Source organism: Marinobacterium sp. xm-g-59 (assembly GCF_013283315.1).
Classification (GTDB): domain Bacteria; phylum Pseudomonadota; class Gammaproteobacteria; order Pseudomonadales; family Balneatricaceae; genus Marinobacterium_E.
Map to the genome: position 1 here is coordinate 1 of NZ_WBYR01000008.1, position 22,796 is coordinate 22,796.

The 22,796-nt window shown below is 46.8% G+C and carries 19 protein-coding genes and 1 pseudogene; 4 read left to right on the forward strand and 16 right to left on the reverse strand.

Going from position 1 to position 22,796, the window contains the following annotated elements; all coding sequences use genetic code 11:
• Positions 1 to 358: 358 nt before the first annotated feature.
• The 3 genes and pseudogenes from XMG59_RS09030 to XMG59_RS09040 form a co-directional block, all read right to left on the reverse strand.
• A pseudogene (locus tag XMG59_RS09030) lies at positions 359 to 1,279 on the reverse strand (GAF domain-containing protein); the annotation flags it as partial.
• On the reverse strand, positions 1,251 to 2,864 hold the full coding sequence (locus tag XMG59_RS09035) for an ATP-binding protein (protein WP_173484027.1): 1,614 nt from the start codon (positions 2,862 to 2,864) through the stop codon (positions 1,251 to 1,253). The gene XMG59_RS09035 and the pseudogene XMG59_RS09030, both read right to left, overlap by 29 nt.
• Positions 2,857 to 3,465: a biliverdin-producing heme oxygenase gene (locus XMG59_RS09040; RefSeq protein ID WP_173484028.1), complete on the reverse strand. Its 609-nt coding sequence runs from the start codon at positions 3,463 to 3,465 to the stop codon at positions 2,857 to 2,859. Before XMG59_RS09040 ends, XMG59_RS09035 begins: the two co-directional genes overlap by 8 nt.
• Positions 3,466 to 3,667: 202 nt before the next feature.
• Here XMG59_RS09040 and XMG59_RS09045 point away from each other — a divergent pair, with 202 nt between their 5' ends.
• Positions 3,668 to 4,480 (forward strand): amidohydrolase family protein, encoded by an 813-nt coding sequence (locus XMG59_RS09045; protein ID WP_173498570.1) that lies wholly within the window; start codon positions 3,668 to 3,670, stop codon positions 4,478 to 4,480.
• On the forward strand, positions 4,461 to 6,155 hold the full coding sequence (locus XMG59_RS09050) for a ShlB/FhaC/HecB family hemolysin secretion/activation protein (RefSeq protein WP_173494484.1): 1,695 nt from the start codon (positions 4,461 to 4,463) through the stop codon (positions 6,153 to 6,155). Before XMG59_RS09045 ends, XMG59_RS09050 begins: the two co-directional genes overlap by 20 nt.
• Before the next feature lie 4 nt (positions 6,156 to 6,159).
• Here the strand turns inward: XMG59_RS09050 and XMG59_RS09055 are convergent, their stop codons facing one another.
• Both XMG59_RS09055 and tpiA read right to left on the reverse strand, forming a co-directional pair.
• Positions 6,160 to 7,071 carry an MBL fold metallo-hydrolase gene (locus tag XMG59_RS09055; RefSeq protein WP_173484031.1) on the reverse strand — a complete coding sequence of 304 codons (912 nt, stop codon included), beginning with the start codon at positions 7,069 to 7,071 and terminating at the stop codon, positions 6,160 to 6,162.
• A gap of 106 nt (positions 7,072 to 7,177) precedes the next feature.
• Entirely contained in the window at positions 7,178 to 7,933 is a 756-nt protein-coding gene (gene tpiA, locus XMG59_RS09060; RefSeq protein ID WP_173481066.1) for a triose-phosphate isomerase, read from the reverse strand.
• 198 nt (positions 7,934 to 8,131) lie between these two features.
• On the opposite strand from tpiA, the gene XMG59_RS09065 reads away from it, so the two are divergent.
• Positions 8,132 to 9,112, forward strand: a complete 981-nt coding sequence (locus XMG59_RS09065) for a glutathione S-transferase family protein (protein ID WP_173481067.1) — start codon at positions 8,132 to 8,134, stop codon at positions 9,110 to 9,112.
• A gap of 164 nt (positions 9,113 to 9,276) precedes the next feature.
• On the opposite strand, the gene pgl is transcribed toward XMG59_RS09065, so the two are convergent.
• Positions 9,277 to 9,963: a 6-phosphogluconolactonase gene (pgl, locus tag XMG59_RS09070; protein WP_217363723.1), complete on the reverse strand. Its 687-nt coding sequence runs from the start codon at positions 9,961 to 9,963 to the stop codon at positions 9,277 to 9,279.
• Between the two features lie 18 nt (positions 9,964 to 9,981).
• Positions 9,982 to 11,451 carry a glucose-6-phosphate dehydrogenase gene (gene zwf / locus XMG59_RS09075; RefSeq protein WP_173489200.1) on the reverse strand — a complete coding sequence of 490 codons (1,470 nt, stop codon included), beginning with the start codon at positions 11,449 to 11,451 and terminating at the stop codon, positions 9,982 to 9,984.
• Positions 11,452 to 11,675: 224 nt separating this feature from the next.
• On the opposite strand from zwf, the gene XMG59_RS09080 reads away from it, so the two are divergent.
• Positions 11,676 to 12,521 carry a D-hexose-6-phosphate mutarotase gene (locus XMG59_RS09080; protein WP_173498572.1) on the forward strand — a complete coding sequence of 282 codons (846 nt, stop codon included), beginning with the start codon at positions 11,676 to 11,678 and terminating at the stop codon, positions 12,519 to 12,521.
• Between the two features lie 358 nt (positions 12,522 to 12,879).
• On the opposite strand, the gene XMG59_RS09085 is transcribed toward XMG59_RS09080, so the two are convergent.
• The 9 genes from XMG59_RS09085 to XMG59_RS09125 form a co-directional block, all read right to left on the reverse strand.
• Positions 12,880 to 13,515, reverse strand: coding sequence for a bifunctional 4-hydroxy-2-oxoglutarate aldolase/2-dehydro-3-deoxy-phosphogluconate aldolase (locus tag XMG59_RS09085; RefSeq protein ID WP_173481071.1), 636 nt, complete (start codon positions 13,513 to 13,515; stop codon positions 12,880 to 12,882).
• Positions 13,516 to 13,529: 14 nt separating this feature from the next.
• The gene (gene edd / locus XMG59_RS09090; protein ID WP_173481072.1) at positions 13,530 to 15,353 is read right to left on the reverse strand and encodes a phosphogluconate dehydratase; all 1,824 of its coding nucleotides are present in this window, start codon (positions 15,351 to 15,353) and stop codon (positions 13,530 to 13,532) included.
• 150 nt (positions 15,354 to 15,503) lie between these two features.
• Positions 15,504 to 16,907: a TRAP transporter large permease gene (locus tag XMG59_RS09095; protein WP_173489197.1), complete on the reverse strand. Its 1,404-nt coding sequence runs from the start codon at positions 16,905 to 16,907 to the stop codon at positions 15,504 to 15,506.
• Between the two features lies 1 nt (position 16,908).
• Complete coding sequence (locus tag XMG59_RS09100) at positions 16,909 to 17,544, reverse strand: TRAP transporter small permease subunit (protein ID WP_173489196.1); 636 nt, start codon at positions 17,542 to 17,544, stop codon at positions 16,909 to 16,911.
• Between the two features lie 51 nt (positions 17,545 to 17,595).
• Positions 17,596 to 18,600 (reverse strand): TRAP transporter substrate-binding protein DctP, encoded by a 1,005-nt coding sequence (gene dctP, locus XMG59_RS09105; RefSeq protein ID WP_173489195.1) that lies wholly within the window; start codon positions 18,598 to 18,600, stop codon positions 17,596 to 17,598.
• A 93-nt stretch (positions 18,601 to 18,693) separates the two neighbouring features.
• Positions 18,694 to 20,043 carry a sigma-54 dependent transcriptional regulator gene (locus tag XMG59_RS09110; protein WP_173498573.1) on the reverse strand — a complete coding sequence of 450 codons (1,350 nt, stop codon included), beginning with the start codon at positions 20,041 to 20,043 and terminating at the stop codon, positions 18,694 to 18,696.
• Positions 20,044 to 20,054: 11 nt separating this feature from the next.
• Positions 20,055 to 21,788 carry an ATP-binding protein gene (locus XMG59_RS12300; protein ID WP_173498574.1) on the reverse strand — a complete coding sequence of 578 codons (1,734 nt, stop codon included), beginning with the start codon at positions 21,786 to 21,788 and terminating at the stop codon, positions 20,055 to 20,057.
• 23 nt (positions 21,789 to 21,811) lie between these two features.
• Positions 21,812 to 22,102: a hypothetical protein gene (locus XMG59_RS09120; protein ID WP_173498575.1), complete on the reverse strand. Its 291-nt coding sequence runs from the start codon at positions 22,100 to 22,102 to the stop codon at positions 21,812 to 21,814.
• A gap of 8 nt (positions 22,103 to 22,110) precedes the next feature.
• Positions 22,111 to 22,725: a YitT family protein gene (locus XMG59_RS09125; RefSeq protein ID WP_254443755.1), complete on the reverse strand. Its 615-nt coding sequence runs from the start codon at positions 22,723 to 22,725 to the stop codon at positions 22,111 to 22,113.
• Positions 22,726 to 22,796: the final 71 nt, after the last annotated feature.

Here is a 22,796-nt window from a genome sequence, read left to right on the forward strand (position 1 = left end):
CGGATAAGAGGATTTAATCTGCTGACCTTGGTGGTCAACAACGTACCGTTCAAGGACGGTGAGCAAGTACAGGATCAATCAGACAGGAATGCCGCCTGATGCCGTACACCAGATTTGACAATATCTCGATATCTTCAGAACTAATCGGATCTCCGGCCACTTGGTATTCACCTCCGACCACCAGCACCATGGAATCGGAGGGAATGAGTTTATGAATAAAATTGACATGCGATTTAAGGTTATCAAAGAGTGACAGATCATTGTTTAAGCTTGTCACCAATTTCATATGCAGCTGTCGGGAGAGCTCAGTATCACTGTGACTTTGGCTGTTAAGCTTTACTCTTAGCTCCAATGCCAAGGACTCAACATAGAGCTCTGCAATTGTTCTATCACACAGCGATACGTATTTATTTGAATAGTGGTGACACGCGAATAACCCCCAAAGTTCACCGTCAACAAGAATGCTAATAGACATAGACGCTGCAACACCCATGTTTTTTAGATACTCAAGGTGAACAGGCGATACAGAACGAGTTGAACTGATCGAAAGATCAATGGTGGCGTGTTGCGGATGGATCGGCACGCCCGTGTCATGTACATCAGCAATCAAACGGGTGAGGTTTCTTTTGTAAAGCGCTCTGGCTTGTCGTGGTATGTCCGATGCTGGGTATCTAAGACCCATAAAGGAATCGACGGATGCATTGCGATGCTCAGCGACAACCTCTCCGCTACCATCTCCATGGAATCGGTAGACCATGACTCTATCAAAGCCCGTTAACGTTGAGACGTGTTCGGCCGAAATTGAGAGCAAATCCTCTAAATTATCAGTGTCTGTTACTTTTCTGATCATCTGCTTGAGGACCTGAAGTTGATCTGAAGAACTATCAACACTCTTTTCAAGCTCAACCACTATGGTGCTGCCCGATAAATGGATCGCCAGATCGTATAGCTGACCTGTTTTAAACAGATCAATGTTTGTGAGTCTCTCAGAATGATCAGAGCCATTTATGCCGAGGAATGTGGCTTTAATCCTATTCACTTCAGTCTTATCGAATAGAGTCTCTAAATTTCGACCCAGCATCTTATCCACGGGTACCTTAAACAGCTCTGTGACATTTTCGGAAGCGGCAATGATGCCCCAATCTGAGTTGAACGCGATAAAATAACCAAAGCTCTGTACGCGTCCCAACAGGTGAATGGGTTCTTTTTCACAGGTACTCAAATCGTATTGTGTATTCAGTTTGACGACGTTAGACATAATGTTTTTGCTCGTTTTCATTAATCACGGGTTGGTATTGATTCAGGCGAACCTTATTAAGAACGGCTTCAATGGCAGTCATTCCCGCGGGTTTATTGAGTATCTCGTTAAATAGATGCGCCGTATTGGTGAGCTCAATAGATGAAGAATCCAGTGCCGTTAGACCAATAATGGGAAGGTCATACCCCTTATCCCTAAGTTGTTTAGTGGCTTCAGGTCCATCTAATATCGGCATATTGAAATCCATAAACACTAGGTGAAAGTCTTTCTCTGATTCCACTTTATCAACAGCCTCAGCACCATTTTTGGCCAAAACCACATCGACCTTTCCGATCTTTAATAACTGTGATTTAAGAAGGATTAGATTGGTCATGCTGTCGTCTACAACAAGCACCTTCAACATCAACTCTTGAGGGGGGCTCTCTGCTTTTAATTTAACCTGTTGAGCAACTGAATCACTTAAACCACTTTTTGCAAAAAAGTCGTGTAACAGGCTTGGCAAAATAGGCTCAAAAATTTCATCCGTTCGATCGACCAAGCCTGGTGGAAAAGCACTATTCTCAGATCGAATGATCGCTATTCGTCCCTCAAGGATTTTTAACGTCCAATCCCTACAGAGATGATTCTCTTGAATCGCAATTTTCTCTGAGACGACCAACGCATCAATGTTTGTCTTGGTTAGCTGTTTGAAAGACTGGACTCTGATGACCGAGGCACCCCAATCCCTTAAGAAGGTCTCAATGATTTCAAACTTAACTGATTTATCAGCAACAACCGCCACGATCGGGTCTGATCTAAATTTAAGGGGCGCTGAACCAGCTATTGACTGAGAGACAGGTAGCCTCAATTGAAAAGAGGCCTTAGTCCCCTTTCCTAAATCAGATCTCAGAACCAGGCTTCCACCCATTTTTTGGACTATGTCTAAACATATGCCCAAACCCAACCCTGAACCTAACGGCCTCCCCTTTTGAACATCAACCACTTGACCAAAGGGCGAAAGAATTTTTTGTATATCTTTTTGATCAATACCAATTCCGGTATCAATGACCGAGAAATGGATCTCTACTTCTGATCCAATCTGCCCCTTTAGTGCAGCCCAAAACTCAATCGAACCGCTATCGGTAAATTTGATCGCATTACCGATCAAATTGTTTAAAACTTGCTGAAGGTGAACACCATCGACCTCAACATTTTGTCTGAATAATTTCGGATCAATCATCAAACCGAGTTCAATTCCCTTACCCTCAGCAGCAATTGAGAAAGTCTTAACGGTCCTTTCAATAAGGTCCGTTATATCGGTTGTGACGGGATTGATGACAACAGCACCCGATTCACTTTTTGCCGCTTCGATCGCCTTGTTCAGTGAGTCAAGAAGCCCGTTCGACGCCACACTTATTTTATCAACATGCCGTTTCGCCATTGGAGACATCTGTTCCGATTGCAAGAGTTCAGCTAGGCCCATGATGGCATGCAGCGGCGTCCGTAGTTCATGACTTAATGTTGCTATGACTTTTAACTGTTCAGTACGTGATTGGCTTAGCTCTGATTCATTCAATTCTGTAGCAATTTCAGGCTCGACTTTAACGGTCTTTTTTTGACTAGCCATTTGCCACCTCATCCAATTTAAAATATGAGTGACTGACAATATCTAGAGAGTCACTCATGCTTAAAAATAGTTTTTTAGCTGATTCAACTGCCGTCTCAATTTGCTGGGGTTCAATGAGCTGAGAATCGAGTTCATATTGCGTCGCTTTCCAAAGCGCGAAGGTGTTATCTCTGTACCCGTTATAAAAGTGGGTCACATCATGTCTATTCATACTCCGCTCTATGAGCGGTGCTAACACCCTCCCCCCTAATGAAGCGCCTTCAAAGACATAAATCGCGCCTAGCACCTCAGATAGAGAGTTGTGATGAGTTTCAAAAGGTTCAGATTCAATAATGCAATCCAACGCATTCAGAGACTTAAGATCTTGAATTAACCAAGAGTAACGCTCAGAAACACGCTGTTTTAACGCTTCATTGGAATGATTCAAAAAGAGAGGTAGATGTTTTTTAATCCAATGTTCCAGTGCAACTAGAGCGAGAGTATATTCTCGCTCATTCAGAGTAGGTCGCACTAAAGATCTAAGGATAGGGTGAGCATCTAAGGATCTGTGAGATGCATTCGTAGACTGTTTCAAACATTCTGACGCATTAACATGGAGCATTGCTAAAGTCCTTCTGTTTTATATGTTACTTAAAGTTCCTGTACTGCTCGAAACTATTTTTATTGTCTGACTTAACCATAGATCAAAAATTTGCAAAGCCAGGTTTTTGTTGTTTATAAGCAAATTCGATGCCAAGTTTTCACATGCGGATTGATTTTTTAATAGAACAATCTGGCTAACAACTATCGACGTAAATGCTGAAATGAAATCTCTCTTTGCACCCTTACTGATGACTTTAAGCCTAACTAGCTGGGCTTCTAATATTCCTATTTTCGATACGCACGTTCACCACAACGATAAAACACAGGATGAATTTGATGATCGGAGAGTCGTCTCTCTTCTTCGTCAGTACGATATCCAGAAGGCCCTTGTTTCAAGCAGCGGTGATGACAACACTCAACGATTAAAGAGCTTGGCGCCTGATCTTGTGCTGCCAGCACTTCGCCCCTTTCGAAAAAGTGGTGAATTAAGAACCTGGATGCATGATGAGTCGGTCACTGAATATTTAGAGACACAGCTCAAACAGAACCATTACTTCGCCATTGGTGAGTTTCATGCGTTTGGCGATGAGATGCAGACACCCGTGTCAAAACGGTTAGTGGCTTTAGCCAAAGAGTACAACTTAGTGTTGCACCTGCATGGCGATCGTCAGGCGATGCAACAGATCTTTCTGCAGTGGCCCGAGGCTAAGGTACTCTGGGCACACGCTGGGTTTGAAGCCCCTAGTGATCTGGCTGGACTATTTGATCAATACCCAAACCTCTGGGCTGATCTATCCTTTAGACCAGAGATTGTTACCTGGGGAGGCTTCAACCCTGAGTGGGAAAAGGCTCTACTGGCTAACCCTAATCGATTCACCTTAGGAGCTGATACATTCAACCTGGATCAGTGGCAGAAGATGCCGCTTTACACTCTGGATACACGAGATTGGTTAAGTACACTGCCTTCAGAGGTGGCTAAAAAAATTGCTTACGAAAATGCGGAGAGGCTATTTGATGTTTCCATTTCAGATTAGACAACCGCGTTATCACTCACTGATACCTCTTATCACACTGGGACTAAGTTGCTCTTTATCTTCGCAAGCATTATTCGCCGATGTCACCACCGGTGTCATGTTGAATCAATTTCAGAGTCAATTTCCAACCATCTACCTACCCTCTGTCGGTGAGGTAGATCGTCGTCGTTTTAAGTTGCCAGATGCTACCTCAGGTGATCCCAGCTTGTACGTCAAAGGGTTTGAGTTTACCGGCGTAAGCAGCATCGATATCAAGTATCTGCATCAAGCATTCTCGCCCTTTGAGGAGAGAGCGTTCACCCCTAAGCAACTGCTTGAGCTGACGGATCTGATCACCGACACCTATCGTCAACATGACATTGCGGCTATGGCGCGCATCCCTCCACAGGATGCTAAAAACGGAACGATTGTTTTTGAGATACACGAGTCAAATTTTGTCGGGGCAATACTAGATCATGGTTTTGAAGATCATTTTAATGTCTCACTTGAGCGTGTCGAAGCAGTCGCCTCTCTTCCAGGGTCTGAAGGGGCACCGCTGATACTCTCTGAACGAGAGCGTCAGCAGTTACTGACCATAGATATGCATGGCATCAGCGTATCAGGCGGACTGCAAGCAAACGATGACGGGGATCAGGAGCTAGAACTCTGGATAGAAAACAGTGACAGATTCTCTGGATCCATTGATCTAAACAACCAGGGTCTGAATGGAACGGGTGAAGAGCAAGCCGTTTTAACATCGATGCTATCTAGCCCATTTCAACGGGGTGGTGCTGGCTACCTGAACGCCATTAATAGTACCCAGTCTCAATTTCTTAGTATGGCTTATAGAGGGCCCATTGGGCTTCGAGGAACGACGTTAGACCTGCAAGCAGGAAGGCTTTCGGCCGATACAGACAGCAAACGACATCAATCAATCTCCTACTCTTTAGGCGTTCGTCACCCACTGATTAGAACCCTTGGCAGCAATCTATTCCTATCAGGCATCGCAGAACAACGCTTGCTTGAGGAGAGCTCAATAATCAACAACTCTTCACTGACAGACAGCGATTACGAAGTAAACACATTGAGACTGACGCTCGATGGAAACCGCGCCTTACACAAAGATAGGCTCACGTATCGACTTCAAACCACCTTGGGTAACACTGACCTTGAGGGCTCACCCAACCGCGGTCATGACCTAGCAAATGCTAATACTGCGGGTGCATTCAAAACATTCAGTGGATTCTTAACCTATCGAAAACGGTTAGCCGATAACTGGCAAGTATTGACCCATTTACAAGGCCAAATGAGCCCTAACAACTTAGATGACAGTCAACGATTAATTGCAGGCGGGTCTCAGGGACTTCGGGGTTTCAGTGCTGACGAGTTGATTGTCGATCAAGGCGCGCTGGTTCGTGTAGATATTATTAAACGGCTGAACGATCAATGGCGATTTGGTGGTTTTATCGACTGGGCAAAACTGGAGAGACGCAGCAACAATACCGACATCAATGGTAGCCCATTGGAGTCCCATAACCGAATATCTGCTTATGATTGGGGCGTCGCCTCCAGCTATAGAGTCCATGAGTCACTTCAATTCGACTTATCTGTCGCTCAAGCACTATCGAATACTCAAGGGGTGAACACCGAACAGGGCGATTTAACCACACTACTGAATTTGAAATGGGAGTTTTAAAGCGTCACTCCCACTCCATCTCTTCAAAGACACGCTGTGCATTGCGCCCGTGGATCTCTTCGTAGACGTTCAAATAACTGAATGCACTCTGGTCAATGGATGACACACTCTGCATATCACCACCCTCTTCAATCAACTCACCCACTTGTTCACGCAGAAACCTGAGGTAATCAAGGGTATCAGCCTTAGCTTTTTCCAAGGTTGTTGGTGCTCCATGGCCCGGAACAATCACCTTAGGATTTAACAACTCAATCACCTCAAACGCCTCTATCCAGGTTAGATGTTGTGATTGGGAGGCCACACCAAGCATCCGATCAACAAACACCGTATCGCCTGTATAGAGAGCGGATACTTCAGGTAACCAGACAAAGTTTTCACCCGGAGTATGAGTATGACCGACCGGAATAAACTGAACCGATCGATCACCCAGTGTGAGGGTACTCTCTGAGTCTAAAAGCGTATTGGCGTAGACAGGTTTTGTGCCTTGATAGGCGTCACCAATCAAGTTAGTAATTCGCATGACCTGCTGAGCTTCACGAGCCCTCTGATCGGTTTGGGTCGCAGTGCTACTGATCAATTCAGCGCCCTGTTGCGCAAAATAGTCGTTGCCAAACCAGCGGTGATCTTGGCCACCGGTATTAATCACTTTAATGACCGGTTGATCGGTGACTGTTTTGATCGTAGCTTCGATTTTCTCAGCCCCTCTCCAGCTACCACCTGAGTCAATCAACAGAACCCCCTGGTCAGAGACTACAAAACCAAAGGTGGCATTGTTTCCGAAATTTTCGGGAGATCGATCGGTCAGCGGCCCCACAATAGAATAGGTATTTGGAGCCACCTCTATGACCTGTAACTCATCAGCTTGAACCAGAGATGTTATTGCTAAGGTTAAAATAGCGAGGAGTGGTTTAATCATTTAGGAACCCATTGGATTGAGTGGTTGGGGCCTTATCGTAGATGAGGCGATTTCCCATGGAGTGAGGGTCAGGCTGAAGGCCAGACCCTGATAAGGGTTTATGTGATCAGTTTGCAGCGGCTCGACAGATCGTCGCGAAGCTGTCAGCTTTAAGGGATGCACCACCGACCAATCCACCGTCAACGTCAGCCATAGCAAGTAGCTCTGCAGCATTTTTGTCGTTCATGCTACCACCGTAAAGAATGGTCACGCGATCAGCGATATCAGTGTTGTGTTTGGCTATCAAACTGCGAACAAAGGCATGAGCATCCTGAGCTTGTTGTGGTGTCGCAGTTTCGCCGGTACCAATCGCCCAGACTGGCTCATAGGCAATCACAATTTGTGCAAAAGTGTCTGCACCACATAGATCGACAACCGCATTGACCTGCTCTTCTAATACAGCATTCATTTGACCCGATTGACGCTCTTCCAGTGTTTCACCGATACAGAGAACCGGTACAAGGCCGAGCTCTAGTGCTTTAAGCGTTTTTTCTGCCACCAATTGACTGGTTTCACCATAGAGAGAGCGACGCTCAGAGTGCCCCGTCAGTACATAAGCACAGCCAAGATCACGGATCATTTCACCACTCACTTCACCGGTGAAAGCGCCTTTCTCTTGATCACTTAGGTTTTGCGCACCCACTTTTATGGCGGTGTCGGCGGTTAACTCCAGTGCTTGAGGAATATAAATGAAGGATGGACAGACCGCGATATCAACACCTTTTAGAGAAGCGACCTGATCGGCCAAACCAGTCAATAGAGATTCGTTGGTCATCAACGATCCATTCATTTTCCAGTTACCCATAATTAGGGGGCGTCTCATCACGTAACTCCTTAGATCCAAACAAAAAAGACAGCTTAATAAGCCTAGAGAGCCGGATCAACCATTAGTTGCCTAGAAGAGCATTTTATATCAATCTATCTTTCTTATAATTAAGAGTTTCTTTGCGGACCATTAAACAGGTTGGAGCTCTTTGTCGTAGTGCTTAATAAGATTAATGATTAAACAGGCAATCACTCAATGGGACTTCTAATCGACGGTCAGTGGTATGATCAGTGGTATGACACTAAATCATCCAATGGAAAATTTATTCGAACAGAGGCGCAATATCGAAACTGGGTTACCCCTGATGGTGCCGAAGGCCCAACGGGTGATGCAGGTTTTAAAGCTGAACCGGGTCGATACCACCTCTATGTCTCATTAGCCTGCCCCTGGGCACACCGAACTCTAATCGTCAGAGCACTCAAGGGTCTACAAGACCAGATCTCATTTGATGTGGTGCACCCCTTGATGCTTGAGCAAGGCTGGACTTTTGATTCAGACTTTCCAGCTGCAACCAGTGATCGTGTCAATCAGAAGCAGTTTATGCACCAGATCTATACCCAGTGCGATCCAGAGTACACCGGTCGGGTAACAGTTCCAGTACTTTGGGATAAACAGAATCAGACCATTGTTAGCAATGAGTCCTCAGAAATTATTCGTATGCTCAACTCAGGTTTTAACGAGATTGGCGCAAATGATCTGGATCTCTACCCTGAATCGCTCCAAGCGGAGATTGATCAGTGGAATGAGTTCATCTACGAACCCGTTAACAATGGTGTCTATAAAGCAGGCTTTGCAACGACTCAAGAAGCTTACGATGAAGCGGTGGTGAATCTCTTTAAGCATCTGGACAGACTGGAAGAGAGGCTAACCACTCGTCGTTACTTAGTGGGTCATCAGTTAACCGAGGCTGATATCAGACTCTTCACGACTTTGATTCGCTTTGACCCAGTATATGTTCAACACTTTAAGTGTGACCGTAAACGAATCGCAGAGTACCCGGCACTATCGAACTATATGCGTGACATCTACCAGCAGCTCGGAGTAGCAGAGACCTGTGACCTTGATCATATCAGACACCACTACTACCGCAGCCACCCGACTATAAATCCGCATGGCATCATCTCCTACGGTCCAGAGTTTGATCTGATGGCGCCACACGGACGCGAGTTTTTGTAGTTGTTGGAGCCTTATCTTAGATGAGGCGATTGGTTTGAAGTGCATCGCGGCCTTTTCAAGACCGCTCCAACAGCAAGCAGCTAACCATGTTGGAGCCTTATCGCAGATGAGGCGATTTTAAAGAGCATCGCGGCCTTTCAAGACCGCTCCAACATGCTGTCGGGTTAGGGAGCCCAGTAGATATCGACAGGGGTTTTGCTTTGGCGTAGAACAGCGCGCACAGGCATCTCTTCGGTGTCGCCCTCACCCATCGCTTGCTCAAGTACCGGCAGTTTTGAATCGCCACAAAGGTGAATAAAGATACGTTTAGCGTGCAACAACCTTTGCAAGGTCAATGTCATACGCAAATGGGGAGCGACGGGCGGAGTCACACCCATACAGGCTTTAAAACCATAAGGGTTTAACGCTGCCGTTAGCTCTGGTGCATTGGGAAAGAATGATGCGGTATGACCATCCTCGCCCATGCCTAAAATCACGGCATCAAACTCTTTTGGAAGTTCACTCAGAACCTCTTCTAGCTTGGTTTGACCAGAACAGGGATACTCAGCGTCATTAAAGTGAGGAATAAAATGCGCAGCCGCCGCTCGATTCTGTAGCAAGTGTGTTTTTACAGATAGAGCATTGCTGTCTTCATGGGTATCGGGAACCCAACGCTCATCAGCCAGAGTAATCCAAACCTTAGACCAATCTAGCTCTTGGACAGAGAGCGATTGGAATAGTGCCGCCGGTGTCCGACCACCCGATAGGACCAGTGTCGCACGGCCACGCTCTTCAATTCCGGCTTTTAATAGCGCGACTATCTCTTCCGTTAAACGACATTCAAGTGACTCTCGTGTATCAAATTGAAACATATTGGACATCATTAAACCTCACTCGTGCCAAGAACGACCATCACGCTCGATCAGAGCGATTGAACCAATAGGTCCCCAGGTACCGGCGTTGTAAGGTTTCACTTCGTCACCGACATCTTTCCATGCCTGAATCAACTCGTCACACCAAGTCCAAGAGGCTTCAATCTCATCACGACGAACGAACAGTGACTGATCACCGACCATCGATTCTAGAAGCAGACGCTCGTAAGCATCCGGAGTTCGTTGGTTAGGATCACTTTCGCTGAAGTCCAGGTTGAGCGCACGGTTTTGTAGATCCATGCCTTGGTGCATGCCCAGCTGTTTAGTGACCACGTGAAGACGAATCCCCTCATCTGGCTGAAGACGAATAACCAGACGATTGTTGACGATGTCACGCTGCTTAGGATCAAAAATAAAGTGTGGGTTATTTTTATAAACCACCACGATCTCGGTCATCTTTTGCGGCATACGTTTACCGGTACGCAGGTAGAAGGGTACGCCGGCCCAACGCCAGTTATCGACATTGACTCGTAGAGAGACAAAGGTTTCAGTGTTGGACTTAGTCGCAGCACTGCCCTCCTCTTCACCATAGCCAACCACCGCTTGACCACCGATAGACCCGGCTGTGTACTGACCACGAACGGCACGTTTATTGACATTGGAAGAGTTAATTGGGTGAAGGGCTTTCAGAATTCTGACTTTCTCATCGCGAATCGAGTCTGCATCCAGTTTGCTCGGCGGGTTCATTGCGACCATACAGAGAAGTTGCAACAGGTGGTTTTGAACCATATCACGCATCTGCCCCACTTTGTCGTAGTAACTCCAACGCCCTTCAAGACCAACGGTTTCAGAAACCGTAATCTGAACGTGATCGATTGCCGAGTTGTTCCACTGTGAACCAAACAGGTTGTTGGCAAAGCGCAGGGCAATAAGGTTTTGAACCGTATCTTTACCTAGGTAGTGGTCAATGCGGTAGATACGGTTCTCATTAAAGTATTGAGCAACCGTATCGTTGATCACCTTAGAGCTCGCCAAATCGTGACCAATCGGCTTTTCCAATACGATACGCGTCGTCTCATTGATTAACTCTGCACTGCTGAGGTTTTTACAGATGTCACCAAACACAGCAGGCGGTGTTGCAAGGTAGTTAACCATGATTCGACTGTCATCAAGTTTAGCTTTGATCTTCTTGAAATCATCGGCGGAGGTCATATCGACCTGAACGTAATCAAGACGCGCTGAGAAACGTTGCCACTCTTCAGAGCTCATCTCACCAGGCGCTAAAAATCGAACCAGTGTCGCTTCCACCGCTTCAACAAAGGCAGCCTGGTCCCAATCCGCACGTGCAACGCCGATGATCTTAGACTCAGGGTTCAGTAGCTTCGCTTTGTCGAGCTGGAATAGCGCAGGAAATAGCTTACGCATTGCCAGGTCACCCTTGGCACCGAACAGAACAAAATCACAGGCTTGATGCATTGCATCGTTCATGAGCTACACTCCTTTGGAGGTGGAAAGAGTAAATGTAAAAAATTTATGTAATTTTAGTACATTTTGTAGCAAATGATCTACAAAAGTGATGAGCTAATTTTATATTTAAATGCACTATACCCCTTTCATTTTGGTGATTAGAGCAGTAAAACCTACTATTTTCCTTGAAACTGATACACTTAACAGACTGTTAACTTTTTTGTAATTTTTATACGTAATCCAATATGAGCATCGATATTACCCGTTTCAAAGAGCAGCTAGACGCTGTTCAACTGACTTTCAAGAGTGACGTTGCCATCATCTCCCTTTCAGGAGGGCACATACTAAGCTATCAATCCAATGGCGAGGAGCGGCTCTGGATGAGCCCTAAAGCCAACTTAGAGGCGGGCAAGTCGATACGCGGTGGCATCCCAGTCTGTTGGCCTTGGTTTGGTGCACACCCAAGCGATGAGAGTAGATCTGCACACGGCTTTGCGCGCACGTCAACTTGGACTCTGGTTGATGCTCAAGATCACGAGGAGTTTGCCTCTGTCATGCTCGGACTTGAGAACAGCGTTGCCAATCCCCTATTCCCATACGACTGCAGCCTAGCGATAAAGGTCACTCTGACCGATAAACTCAGCGTTGAACTGATTACTACCAATCTTGGCAATCAACCGATAGAGATCACACAGGCACTGCATACCTACCTCCCTATCTCTGATCTAGACAATGCCAGCATTGCGGGTCTGAAGGGAGTGGACTATGCCGATAAGCTAAAAGATTTCGTACGTGCAACGGAAGATCGAGATTCAGTCGATCTAACAGAGCCAACGGATAGAGTCTATTTTGACGATTCAAATTGCCTGATCTTGAATGACAAGAACCTAGAAACACGAATCTACAAACAGAACAGCGGTACCACAGTGGTTTGGAACCCAGGAAAAGAGACGGCTAACAATATGGCGGATATAGGCGCCGAGCACTACCGTGGCTTTTTATGTATTGAAGCGGCCAATGCGATGGAAGATAAGGTCCGCATCGAACCGGGTGAAAGTTTTACCCTAAGGCAAGGGATTTACGCAGCGTAGGAGCGGTATTGCAAAGGCCGCGATGCTCTTCATAAGATAGTTGCTAACGGAACTGGTGTCTGGCTTTAGCCTGACATCCACTCTTTCCGCGTTTTCCAGATAGACTATAAAGTTGACCCGCGGATGACAGGCTGAAGGCCTGTCACCTTAGATCGCCTCATCTTCGATAAGGCTCCAACGCCTGCTCCTTTCCATCCGTGGAACCGCAGGATACCGTCCGTCCTGGACATGCCCTGCTCCTGCGCGTCCTGCGCTCGCAGGATACCGTCCGTCCTGGACATAAAAAAGCCGCCCGGGATGGGGCGGCGAAAGGAGTGCAGATGCACTCAGTTTCCACGACCTTTAGGAAACAGGAGGTCTACAGTGCAGAGGCCTTAGCCACTGCGTCTGAAGCTAGTTTGGTAATACCGTCCCAATCTTTTGCATCGATCAGATCGGTTGGTACTACCCATGAACCGCCAACCACGTTAACGCTGGGCAGGCTCAAGTAATCGGTAAAGTTGTTTTCATTAATGCCACCCGTTGGGCAGAAACGAACCTGTGGGAATGGACCCGAAATCGCTTTAAGCATCTTAGGCCCACCCGCAGCTTCCGCTGGGAAGAACTTGAACGCCTCAAAACCAAATTCCATACCACGCATCATCTCGGCAACCGAGCTGATTGCTGGTAGGTAGGGCATATCAGATTCCAAGCCCGCCTTAAACAGAGCATCAGTTGCACCAGGGCTAATGGCAAACATGCCGCCAGCCTCTTGAACCTGTTGAAACTCTTCCGGTTTAGTCACCGTGCCCGCACCGACAATGACATCGTCGACTTTGTCAGCAATCTCTTTGATCACTTCAATCGCTGAATCGGTGCGCAAAGTCACTTCAAGAACCTTTAAACCACCCGCTTTTAATGCTTCTGCCAAGGGCACAGCATCTTCCACGCGTTCAATGACAAGAACGGGCATGACCGGAGAGGTGGTTAACAACGCATCAACATTAATGCTCATTATTCGAAATCCTTTTACTGTTTAGTTCCGAAGAAGATAGAGGCACCCTCTTCCGCACCTGATACTAGAGAACGCATGCCTGCAAACATCTCACGCCCCATACCGAACTGGTGGGCCGATAGATCCTGAGTCGCGCATTCACGTGCCGCCAACTCAGCCTCATCAACCAGCAGCGTCAGCTCACCGGTATGCGCATCAAGACGAATCAGGTCACCGTCTTGGATCTTAGCAATAGCACCACCGTGCAGAGCTTCTGGTGTTAGGTGAATCGCCGCTGGAATCTTGCCAGATGCACCTGACATGCGGCCATCTGTCACCAGAGCAACCTTGTACCCCTTGTCTTGCAGAGATCCTAAGAAGGGCGTCAGCTTGTGCAGTTCAGGCATACCGATAGCCGCAGGCCCCTGGAAGCGAACAACCACTACACAATCTTTATTGAGCTCACCCGCTTCATAGAGGGCTTTAAGATCATCCTGCTCGTGAAGCACCACAGCAGGCGCTTCCACGACGTAATTCTCTGTCGGTACTGCCGAAACCTTAATCACTGAGCGACCAAGGTTACCGCGCATCACTTTAACCCCACCGTTATTGGAGAACGGCGCTTTTGCAGTTGAGATAACCTCTGCATCCAAAGAGGCTTCAGGGCCTGATCGCCAAACCAATTTACCCTCTTCTAGGAAAGGCTCTTGGGTGTAGTCTTTTAGGCCATTACCCGTCACTGTCAGAACATCCTCGTGCAACAGACCTGCACTAAGCAGCTCACGGAATAGAAGAGACATGCCACCGGCCGCTTGGAAGTGGTTGATATCAGCAGAGCCGTTGGGATAGATACGGGTTAATAGAGGCACTACATCAGATAGATCAGACATATCGTCCCAGTTCACAATGACACCGGCTGCACGAGCCATCGCAATGATGTGCATGGTGTGGTTGGTAGATCCACCGGTAGCCAGTAGTGCCACAATACCGTTTACAATCGCCTTCTCATCGATCACCTGATAGAGCGGACGGTAATCAGAACCCAAAGAGGTAATACGACAGACCTGTTCAGCAGCGGCTTTCGTCAACTCGTCACGGAGCGGTGTGTAAGGGTTGATGAATGATGAACCCGGCAGATGAAGACCCATCGCCTCCATCAATAGCTGGTTTGAGTTCGCTGTACCATAGAATGTACAGGTGCCCGCACTGTGGTAAGAGTCTGATTCACACTGCAACAACGCATCTCGACCTACCTTACCCTCTGCATACTCCTGACGAATACGCGCTTTCTCTTTGTTAGGCAAACCACTCGGCATAGGACCTGCCGGTACAAAAATAACAGGAAGATGCCCAAAGCTAAGCGCACCAATCAACAGACCCGGTACAATCTTGTCACACACCCCTAAGCAAAGGGCAGCATCAAACATGTTGTGCGATAGACCAACCGCGGTAGCCATGGCGATGGTATCGCGACTGAATAGACTCAACTCCATGCCATCTTGACCCTGAGTCACACCATCACACATTGCAGGCACAGCACCCGCCACCTGTGCAACGCCACCCATGCCATTGACCGCTTGTTTAATCAGTTCAGGAAAGTGCTGGAAAGGCTGATGCGCCGAAACCATGTCGTTGTAAGCAGAGATAATGCCGACGTTGGCACTCTCCATCATCTTTAGGGTGTTTTTATCTTGCTCACCACAGGCGGCAAAGCCATGAGCAAGGTTGCCACAAGCGAGTGTAGAGCGAGTTACTTTAGAGCTTTTTGCGGCTTCCATACGAGCGACGTAGTCAGCACGTGAAGCACGGCTTCTTTCAACTATACGTTCAGTAACTTCAGCTAACTTAGGATGTACCACTTCCCACTCCTCTGCACCTAAAGGCGTTCTTATATGTAATTTAATTACATTTTAGAGTGGAACCATCTATCTAACAAGAAAAAATTAAATAAATTACGTAATAAAAATAAAAAGAGCCGCGGATGCGGCTCTTATAATGGGGCACTTTGCTTAACCGGCTGCCAAAGAAGGTAACCAAAGTACAATGGATGGAAACATAAACAGAACGGCAATCGTAAAGGCGTCCGCTATGAAGAAAGGTGTTACCCCTCTGAAGACATCCTGTACGCTCAAGTCATCCCTAACTCCGGCAACGACAAAGCAGTTGAGGCCTATTGGTGGTGTAATCAAACAGAACTCCGCCATCTTAACCACCAATATGCCAAACCAGATCGCGCACATTGGCCCTGACATACCAAACACACTGTCTGCTGCTGATACGGCCTCACCACCGTTCAGTGCCATGACAGTTGGATAGACGATAGGCAACGTTAGCAACATCATGCCAATCGCGTCCATAAACATACCCAATACCGCATAAGCCAACAGAATCAGCGCCAAGGTTAGGAAAGGTGACTGATCGAGTGAATTAATCCAATCAGAGAACGCCGAAGGGAGGTCAGCAAAACCTAGGAATCGAACGTAGATCAACACACCCCAGATAATGGTGAACATCATGACCGAGAGTTTGGCTGTATCTAAGATCGCTTTGGTCAATTGTTTAAAGGTCATGCCATTAGCAATCGCCATCACCAACACAATAAAAGCACCAATCGCACCGCCCTCAGTCGGGGTACCCAAAGATTCACCAAATGGGTTGTAGGTGAAAAGAATAATCACCGCAACGACTGCAACAATCGGCAGTGCAGGTGGTAGCGATTTAAGTTTCTCCTTCCAACTGTAACCTTTAATCGGTGGACCGAGTTTAGGAATCAAAAGAGCCATACCAACAATCAGAGCCACATAGATCAGTGCAGAGACCGCGCCCGGCAAAAAGCCGGCTAACAGCAGCTGTCCAACATCCTGCTCAACAATGATGGCATAGATAACCAAAATCGCACTGGGCGGAATTAACGAAGCCAAAGTACCGCCGGCTGCAACGACACCTGCAGCAAAGCGCTTGTCATAACCCAGCTTTAACATCTCGGGGATGGCTATACGGGAAAAGACAGCTGAGGTTGCCACACTGGCTCCCGATACCGCAGAGAAACCCGCCGTTGAAAACACCGTTGCAACGGCCATACCACCAGGCATCCAACCTACCCAACGCTTTGCAGCTTCAAACAACGACTTTGTCAAACCCGCGTAATAGGCTAAATAACCTATCAAAATAAAGGTCGGTATAAGGGAAAGCGCCTGACTGGAGATTTTAGAGTGAGGCACCTGCCCTGCTGTCTTAGCGGCCACACCTAACGCCCAAGTGAAGTCCTCTGGGTCAAACGACTTTTTCGCCCAAAAGATCCAAATCAAACCAATCATACCTGCAACGGCTGAAGCAAAGGCAACACGCATGCCAAAAACGACAGCGAGCAACAAACCTCCGGTAACGACGATACCAATCTCAATACTGGTCATCTCATTGACCTCCCATCTCTTCTAGCTGATCCGCCTCTTTGCGAGCCTGTGTTTCAATATCTTCAGTCAAAGGCACAGCGACGGGAGAGGTTTGATTTAAAACGAAGGCTCTAGCAAAACCCCATATTTGCAGTACCAAACGAATAGAGAGCACAGAGAGCGCAATGGGGGCTAGTAACTTAGCGGGCCAAAGAGGCAAGCCTATATCGATCGTAGAATCCCTAGACCAAAGAGGCGCAGAGAAATCGAAACTGCGTTCAAAATGGGACCATGAACCCCAAATCAATAAAATAACTAACAGAAGGATAATGAGAGTCGTTAAGGCTTCTACGAACCACAAAACCCGACCTTTCAACTGATTAACCAGCATATCCATGCGTATATGGCCGCCATCACGTTGAGTGTATGCAATACCCATAAAGGCAATCAGAGGCATGAACTGTTCAATCCAGTCAATGTAACCCGGTATGGGCTGGCTAAACAGGTTACGCCCTGCAACGGACACAACCGCTAGAATGATCAGACCCAACACGGTAAAACCGCCCAAAAGAGCCAACCCCGTCTCTAGTTTGTAAAGACGCTGGTCGATTCGACTGAGCAGTGAGTTATCTGTTAAAACGGAAGCGCTACCAGACATACTCTCTCCAACAATAAAAAAAGGGGGCAAAAGCCCCCTGCGAACCGCTAATTACTTAGCTAATTCAGATTCAACAAGATCAAGCAACGCTTGACCATCAACACCTTTGGCTTGCATGTCAGCTAACCAAGCTTTTGCAGCAGGCGCCGCTACGCGCTCACGGAAGGCAGCAAGAGCATCATCTGAGAAGCTAACTTGCTTGATGCCACGCTCTTCAAGCGTTGGCCACCAACGTGCCATCGTTTTATTCTCATAGAAGCTGATGTAGTGATCCAGTGACTCGTCAACAGAGCTGAGAAGCGCTTCACGGTGTTCTTCAGACAGATCCGCAAGTGCGTCTGAATTGACAACAACAGGACAGTTTACTGATCCTGGGTTTAGGTTGGTCGTCCACCACTCACCCACTTCCACTGTACCGAATGACATGTGAGCGTGAGGAGCAAAAGAGGCTGCAGAGATGACACCGCTATCCAATGCCTGACGAACTTCAGAAGCCGACATAGAACTTGGAACCGCACCTACTTCACGCATCGCAGCACCGATACCACCTGTTGCACGCACGGCTAGGCCCTCAAAGTCTTTAAGCGTACTTGGCGCTTCGCCTTTACCAAGGATATTGTACTGCGGCAGTGGAGATGGCATTAGAAGCGTAGCATTCCAGCGATCTAGATCTTTCTTGGCGGCTGGATGGTTGTAGACAGCCATAGAGATGTCAGCCTCTTGGCGAAGCGAACTGACACCTAGGAATGGAAGTTCCATTACTGTAATTGATGGGTTTTTGTCTGGGTGGTAACCGGCACAGAACTGCGCCATTTCGAAAGCACCAATAGAGATACCATCAAGGTTCTCTTTGTTCTTGGATAGACCACCATAGGAAAGATTCAGTTTGAACTGACCATCGGTTTTCTGTTCAACCAACTCCGCCAGTTTTTCGACATGCTCAGTGAAGGCGCGGCGCTTACCCCAAAGACTGACATTCCATTCAGTCGCAAAGGCTTCAAGTGATAGCGTTGCACCCATTGTCAGGGCAATTGCAGTAACCAGTTTCTTTTGCATTGTTTTCTCCGGTTTTGATTAAAAAATAACACGAAGAAGACATTAACCTAGTCACAAAAACAGCACTATGAAGAAAATTGCCAATGAAATGGATTAAGCCTGCGGATTTCCGCCAGCACCAAGCACTTGGTCTTTGTCCAACCCCAACTTCACGATTTTTTCATTGAGTGTACGACGGCCGATCCCTAGCACCTCAGCCACCTCATCCATTCGACCCTCACAATCGCGCAACACTCTCTCGATCAACGCCCTTTCAAAATTGGCCAGTGCAGGCCTTAACTTGGTATTACTTTTCAAAGCGGGATCTTTGATATTTGCCGCATCGGCCACTGACTTCGTATTCTCACGAGAGATCAACACCCTTCGTTCAGCAAGATGCATCAACTCTCTGACATTTCCAGGCCAAGAGTGGCTCATTAACCAGCTAATATCAGAACTGCTCAGGGGCTCCAGTTGCGAGTTATAGGCATCTGAAAACTTGGACGTAAAATATTGAAAAAGCATCGGAACATCTTCTAGATGTTCAGTCAGGGCTGGTAGATTAATGGTCAAACCATTTAAACGGTAAAGCAGATCTGACCTAAGGTTCGACTCAAGCTCGGTGTGGTGCAGATTTGTCGCAGAGAGTATTCGAATGTCGGCTGCTTCTGTTTTAGTACTGCCAAACTTTTGATAACCATTGTGCTCTATAAGATGGAGTAACTGAGCCTGATGCAGCTGCGAGAGTTCCACAACCTCATCTAAGAAGAGAGTCCCCCCTTCAGCCAGTTCCACATAGCCCGGCTGATCACCATCACCAAACATAAGCGCCGAAAACCTATCACTATCAATGACAGCACAATTGACTGAGATGAATGGCCCATCGGAACGATCAGAAAGTGAGTGAATAGCACGAGCAGCTAGCTCTTTACCGGTGCCTGTTTGACCCAACAACATGATTGGATTATCAGCCAAAGCATATTCATGTATCTGCTGTCGCAAATGAATCATCTGATCGCTTTGTCCAAGTAAAATATTTTCGATTTTAGAGAGTTGTTCGACTTTGTCTTTGAGCTGTTTATTTTGCAGGGACAATTTAAATTGCTGTCCGGCATGGCGAGCTGCTAGCAATAGGCGCTTAGGGTCATAAGGCTTTTCAAGGAAGGTATAGGCGCCAGCTGACATAGCTTCAACAGCCATATCGATATCACCATGGGCAGAGACAAAAATAAAAGGTGGATTACTCTCCTCCCTGTCCAGTGCTAGGAAGGCATCCAAACCACTAACACCTGGCATTCTGACATCACTAATGACCAGATTAGGCTCAATCTGTTTAATGTCATGAAGAAGGTTTTGGGCATTACTGAGTTGTGTAACATGCCACCCAGAGCTCTTAAGCAGAAGTGCCAACGAGGCCCTTACATCCTCTTCATCATCGATAATCAACACTCTCATATCAGACATTCGACAGATTCCTATGCTTTTTGTGGCAATTCGACAAAAAATTCCGCACCACCCGATTTCGACTCATTAGCCCAAATCTTGCCATGGTGTTCGGAAACAATGGCTGCACTAATTGCCAACCCCAATCCCAGTCCATTACCTTTTGTAGCCGTAGTATAGAATGCTTCGAACAGTACTTTAGGGTCTTTACCGCCAAATCCCAAGCCATTATCCGACACTCTTAACTGCCAATTCTCACCCATCATCACCAGTTCTATTTCGATAGTAGGCTGATCGACACTCGACATTGCACGGCAGGCATTTGTGATTAAATTTATAACGACCTGTTCAAGACGCTGGCTGCGCCCCTCTTCTATCACCGCCCTCTGCGGTAACTTCAGCTCAACTCTAGCCTCTAATTTATTAATCACATTTTGGGTGAGTTGTAGAGCACTGGAAATGACCTTAACCAGATCAACCTCTACTGCTGGTGTAGTATCTGGACGTGAGAAGTTACGTAGCTCATCTGTCGTCGATTGCATACGATCCGATACGGCGTGTAATTGAGAAATTAACACCTTATCGGTATCACTCCTAGCATTGATTTCAGCTGCAACCAGGTAGTTTTTTAGCATAGAGAGCGGTTGACCGAGTTCATGTATTACAGATGCTGAAAGCTGACCCAACGCAGCCATTCGTCCCGTCTGAATCAATCGAGATTGAGCTCTAGCTAATGCAGTTTGCGCTTGTTTACGCTCATTGATTTCTGACTCTAAAAGATTATTCACACTAACCAACTCGTTTCGTGTCTGCTCACTGAGGAATAACTGTTGTCGAACACGCTTGGTTCGAAATGCTAGGAAGAGCGATATTAGACTCAAAGCAACACTGGTCACGATAAAAGCAGCAAGCGTTGCTTGTGATTGAGCCAAAGCCGTTGGCCTGAGTGTATGCAAAGTCCAACCCGTTTGCTCTAGTGGATAAGAGAGATGTATCCACTCTCTTTCATTGATCTGAGCAAAGCCGTCAGAGAACAGAGCCGGTAGTGAAGTAATCTCTCGGTCAGCAAACTGACGTTTCATTTTAATCAACTGCAATTGTGAACTTGATAATGAAGAGACCGATTTATAGAGCCAGCTAGTATCACTGGTCAAAATAACAACATCATCCTCGGTGGTAATAAACCCTTCCAAAAACTCTCCGTTCCAAAGCGTTTCAAAATCAGAAACACCCACCTTAGCAGTCACTACACCAACGACGTGACCACCCTCCTCTATTGGTAGGGATAAGAAGTATCCTGGGTTACCTGTCGTGACTCCGATAGCAAAAAAAGTACCCATATTGCCTGCAATCGCTTCGGAAAAGTAAGGGCGAAAACCATAGTTTTGCCCTACAAAGCTTCCCACCTTATCAAAGTTTGAAGCTGCTACTGTTTGACCATTAACATCCATTAAATAGAGTGTTTCTAGCTCAGCTTTTTCGGCTAACTGCTTGAGCCATCGACTGACCGATTCAGTGTCACTGCTTTTCATGGCATCACGTGAGCGCTGATCTATAGAGACCGCAAACACCAGTGGGGAGTGCTGGCCTAGAATGTGCTCAAGATTTGAAGCACTCTGTTGACCCGCCGCTATCGCTCTCTCTGTTTCAATGTCTAAGTAAAATCTATAGGCAAGTTCAAAACTGATCAGTGCAGACATCAACGCACTAAACAGCACAACAGCCACCTTAGTTCTTGAAGAACGATTTCGAATTTCTCGTGTCACTATCTTATACCAACCCAAGCACTTCAGGCTTTCACGTAACGAAATCGAACAACAACGCCAATCACTCCAATCAGAGTCAAAAGACCTGAGCCGGTCATTAGGGTTTCTGCTAAGCGTGTCTCTTCTATCTGCTCTGACAATAAAGAGATTGGCAGAACTTGAAAGGCTAACAACACCCATAAGTAAACATCATTGGCCAGCTTCAATGGGGTTTCGCAGGATGGACAGTCGAACGCCGTTAGGTAGGATTGGCGCTTTCGTGAGTATTCTGGTCCTCTTAGGGACGTTTGGCAGACAGGACAACGGCGATTCATTATGACTCCTAGAAACCTGTGTAGCGGCCCGGTTTATGATTGGTGGTCAGGACGAAATTCAATACGATGGCGCCGAGTACAGATACGACCAAAAGCCATGGGGTGACTAACCACAAACCAGCAATCACGATCAGTGAATCCAGCACCATCTGTAATTTGCCAGCACGAATACCGTAGCGTTCTTGAATGAAGAGCACGAGAACATTCAATCCACCCAAACTCGCTTGATGTCTGAAGACAATTAGAAGACCAATCCCAATTAGGAGGCCGCCACCGATACTGGCAAACAGAGGATCGATTCCCTCTATCACCAACCAGTTTGGAATCAGTTCTGTCAGTAAAGAGACCAGTGCAACAGAGAGCATGGTTTTTAAGGTGAAAGCCCACCCCATCTGAGCGATGGCCAGCAGGTAAAATGGCAAGTTGGTTAGGAACAGGGTCAACCCAAAATTAAAACCGGTTGAGTAGTGAATTAAGATTGCTAACCCCGTGGTTCCCCCTGTTAATAAACCCGCCTCTTTAAGAAAAAGAACACCCATGGCTACAGCAAGGGTACCCGTCACTATGGCTTGCAGATCTTCAAACAGTGTGTGCTTGGTCGGTTCTAATTTGAGTTTTTCCAAGATTTCATCCCTGTAACTAAGGCACAATCGCCACCGGATCGTTTAATTCGTAGCGACGATTGTACCTTAGG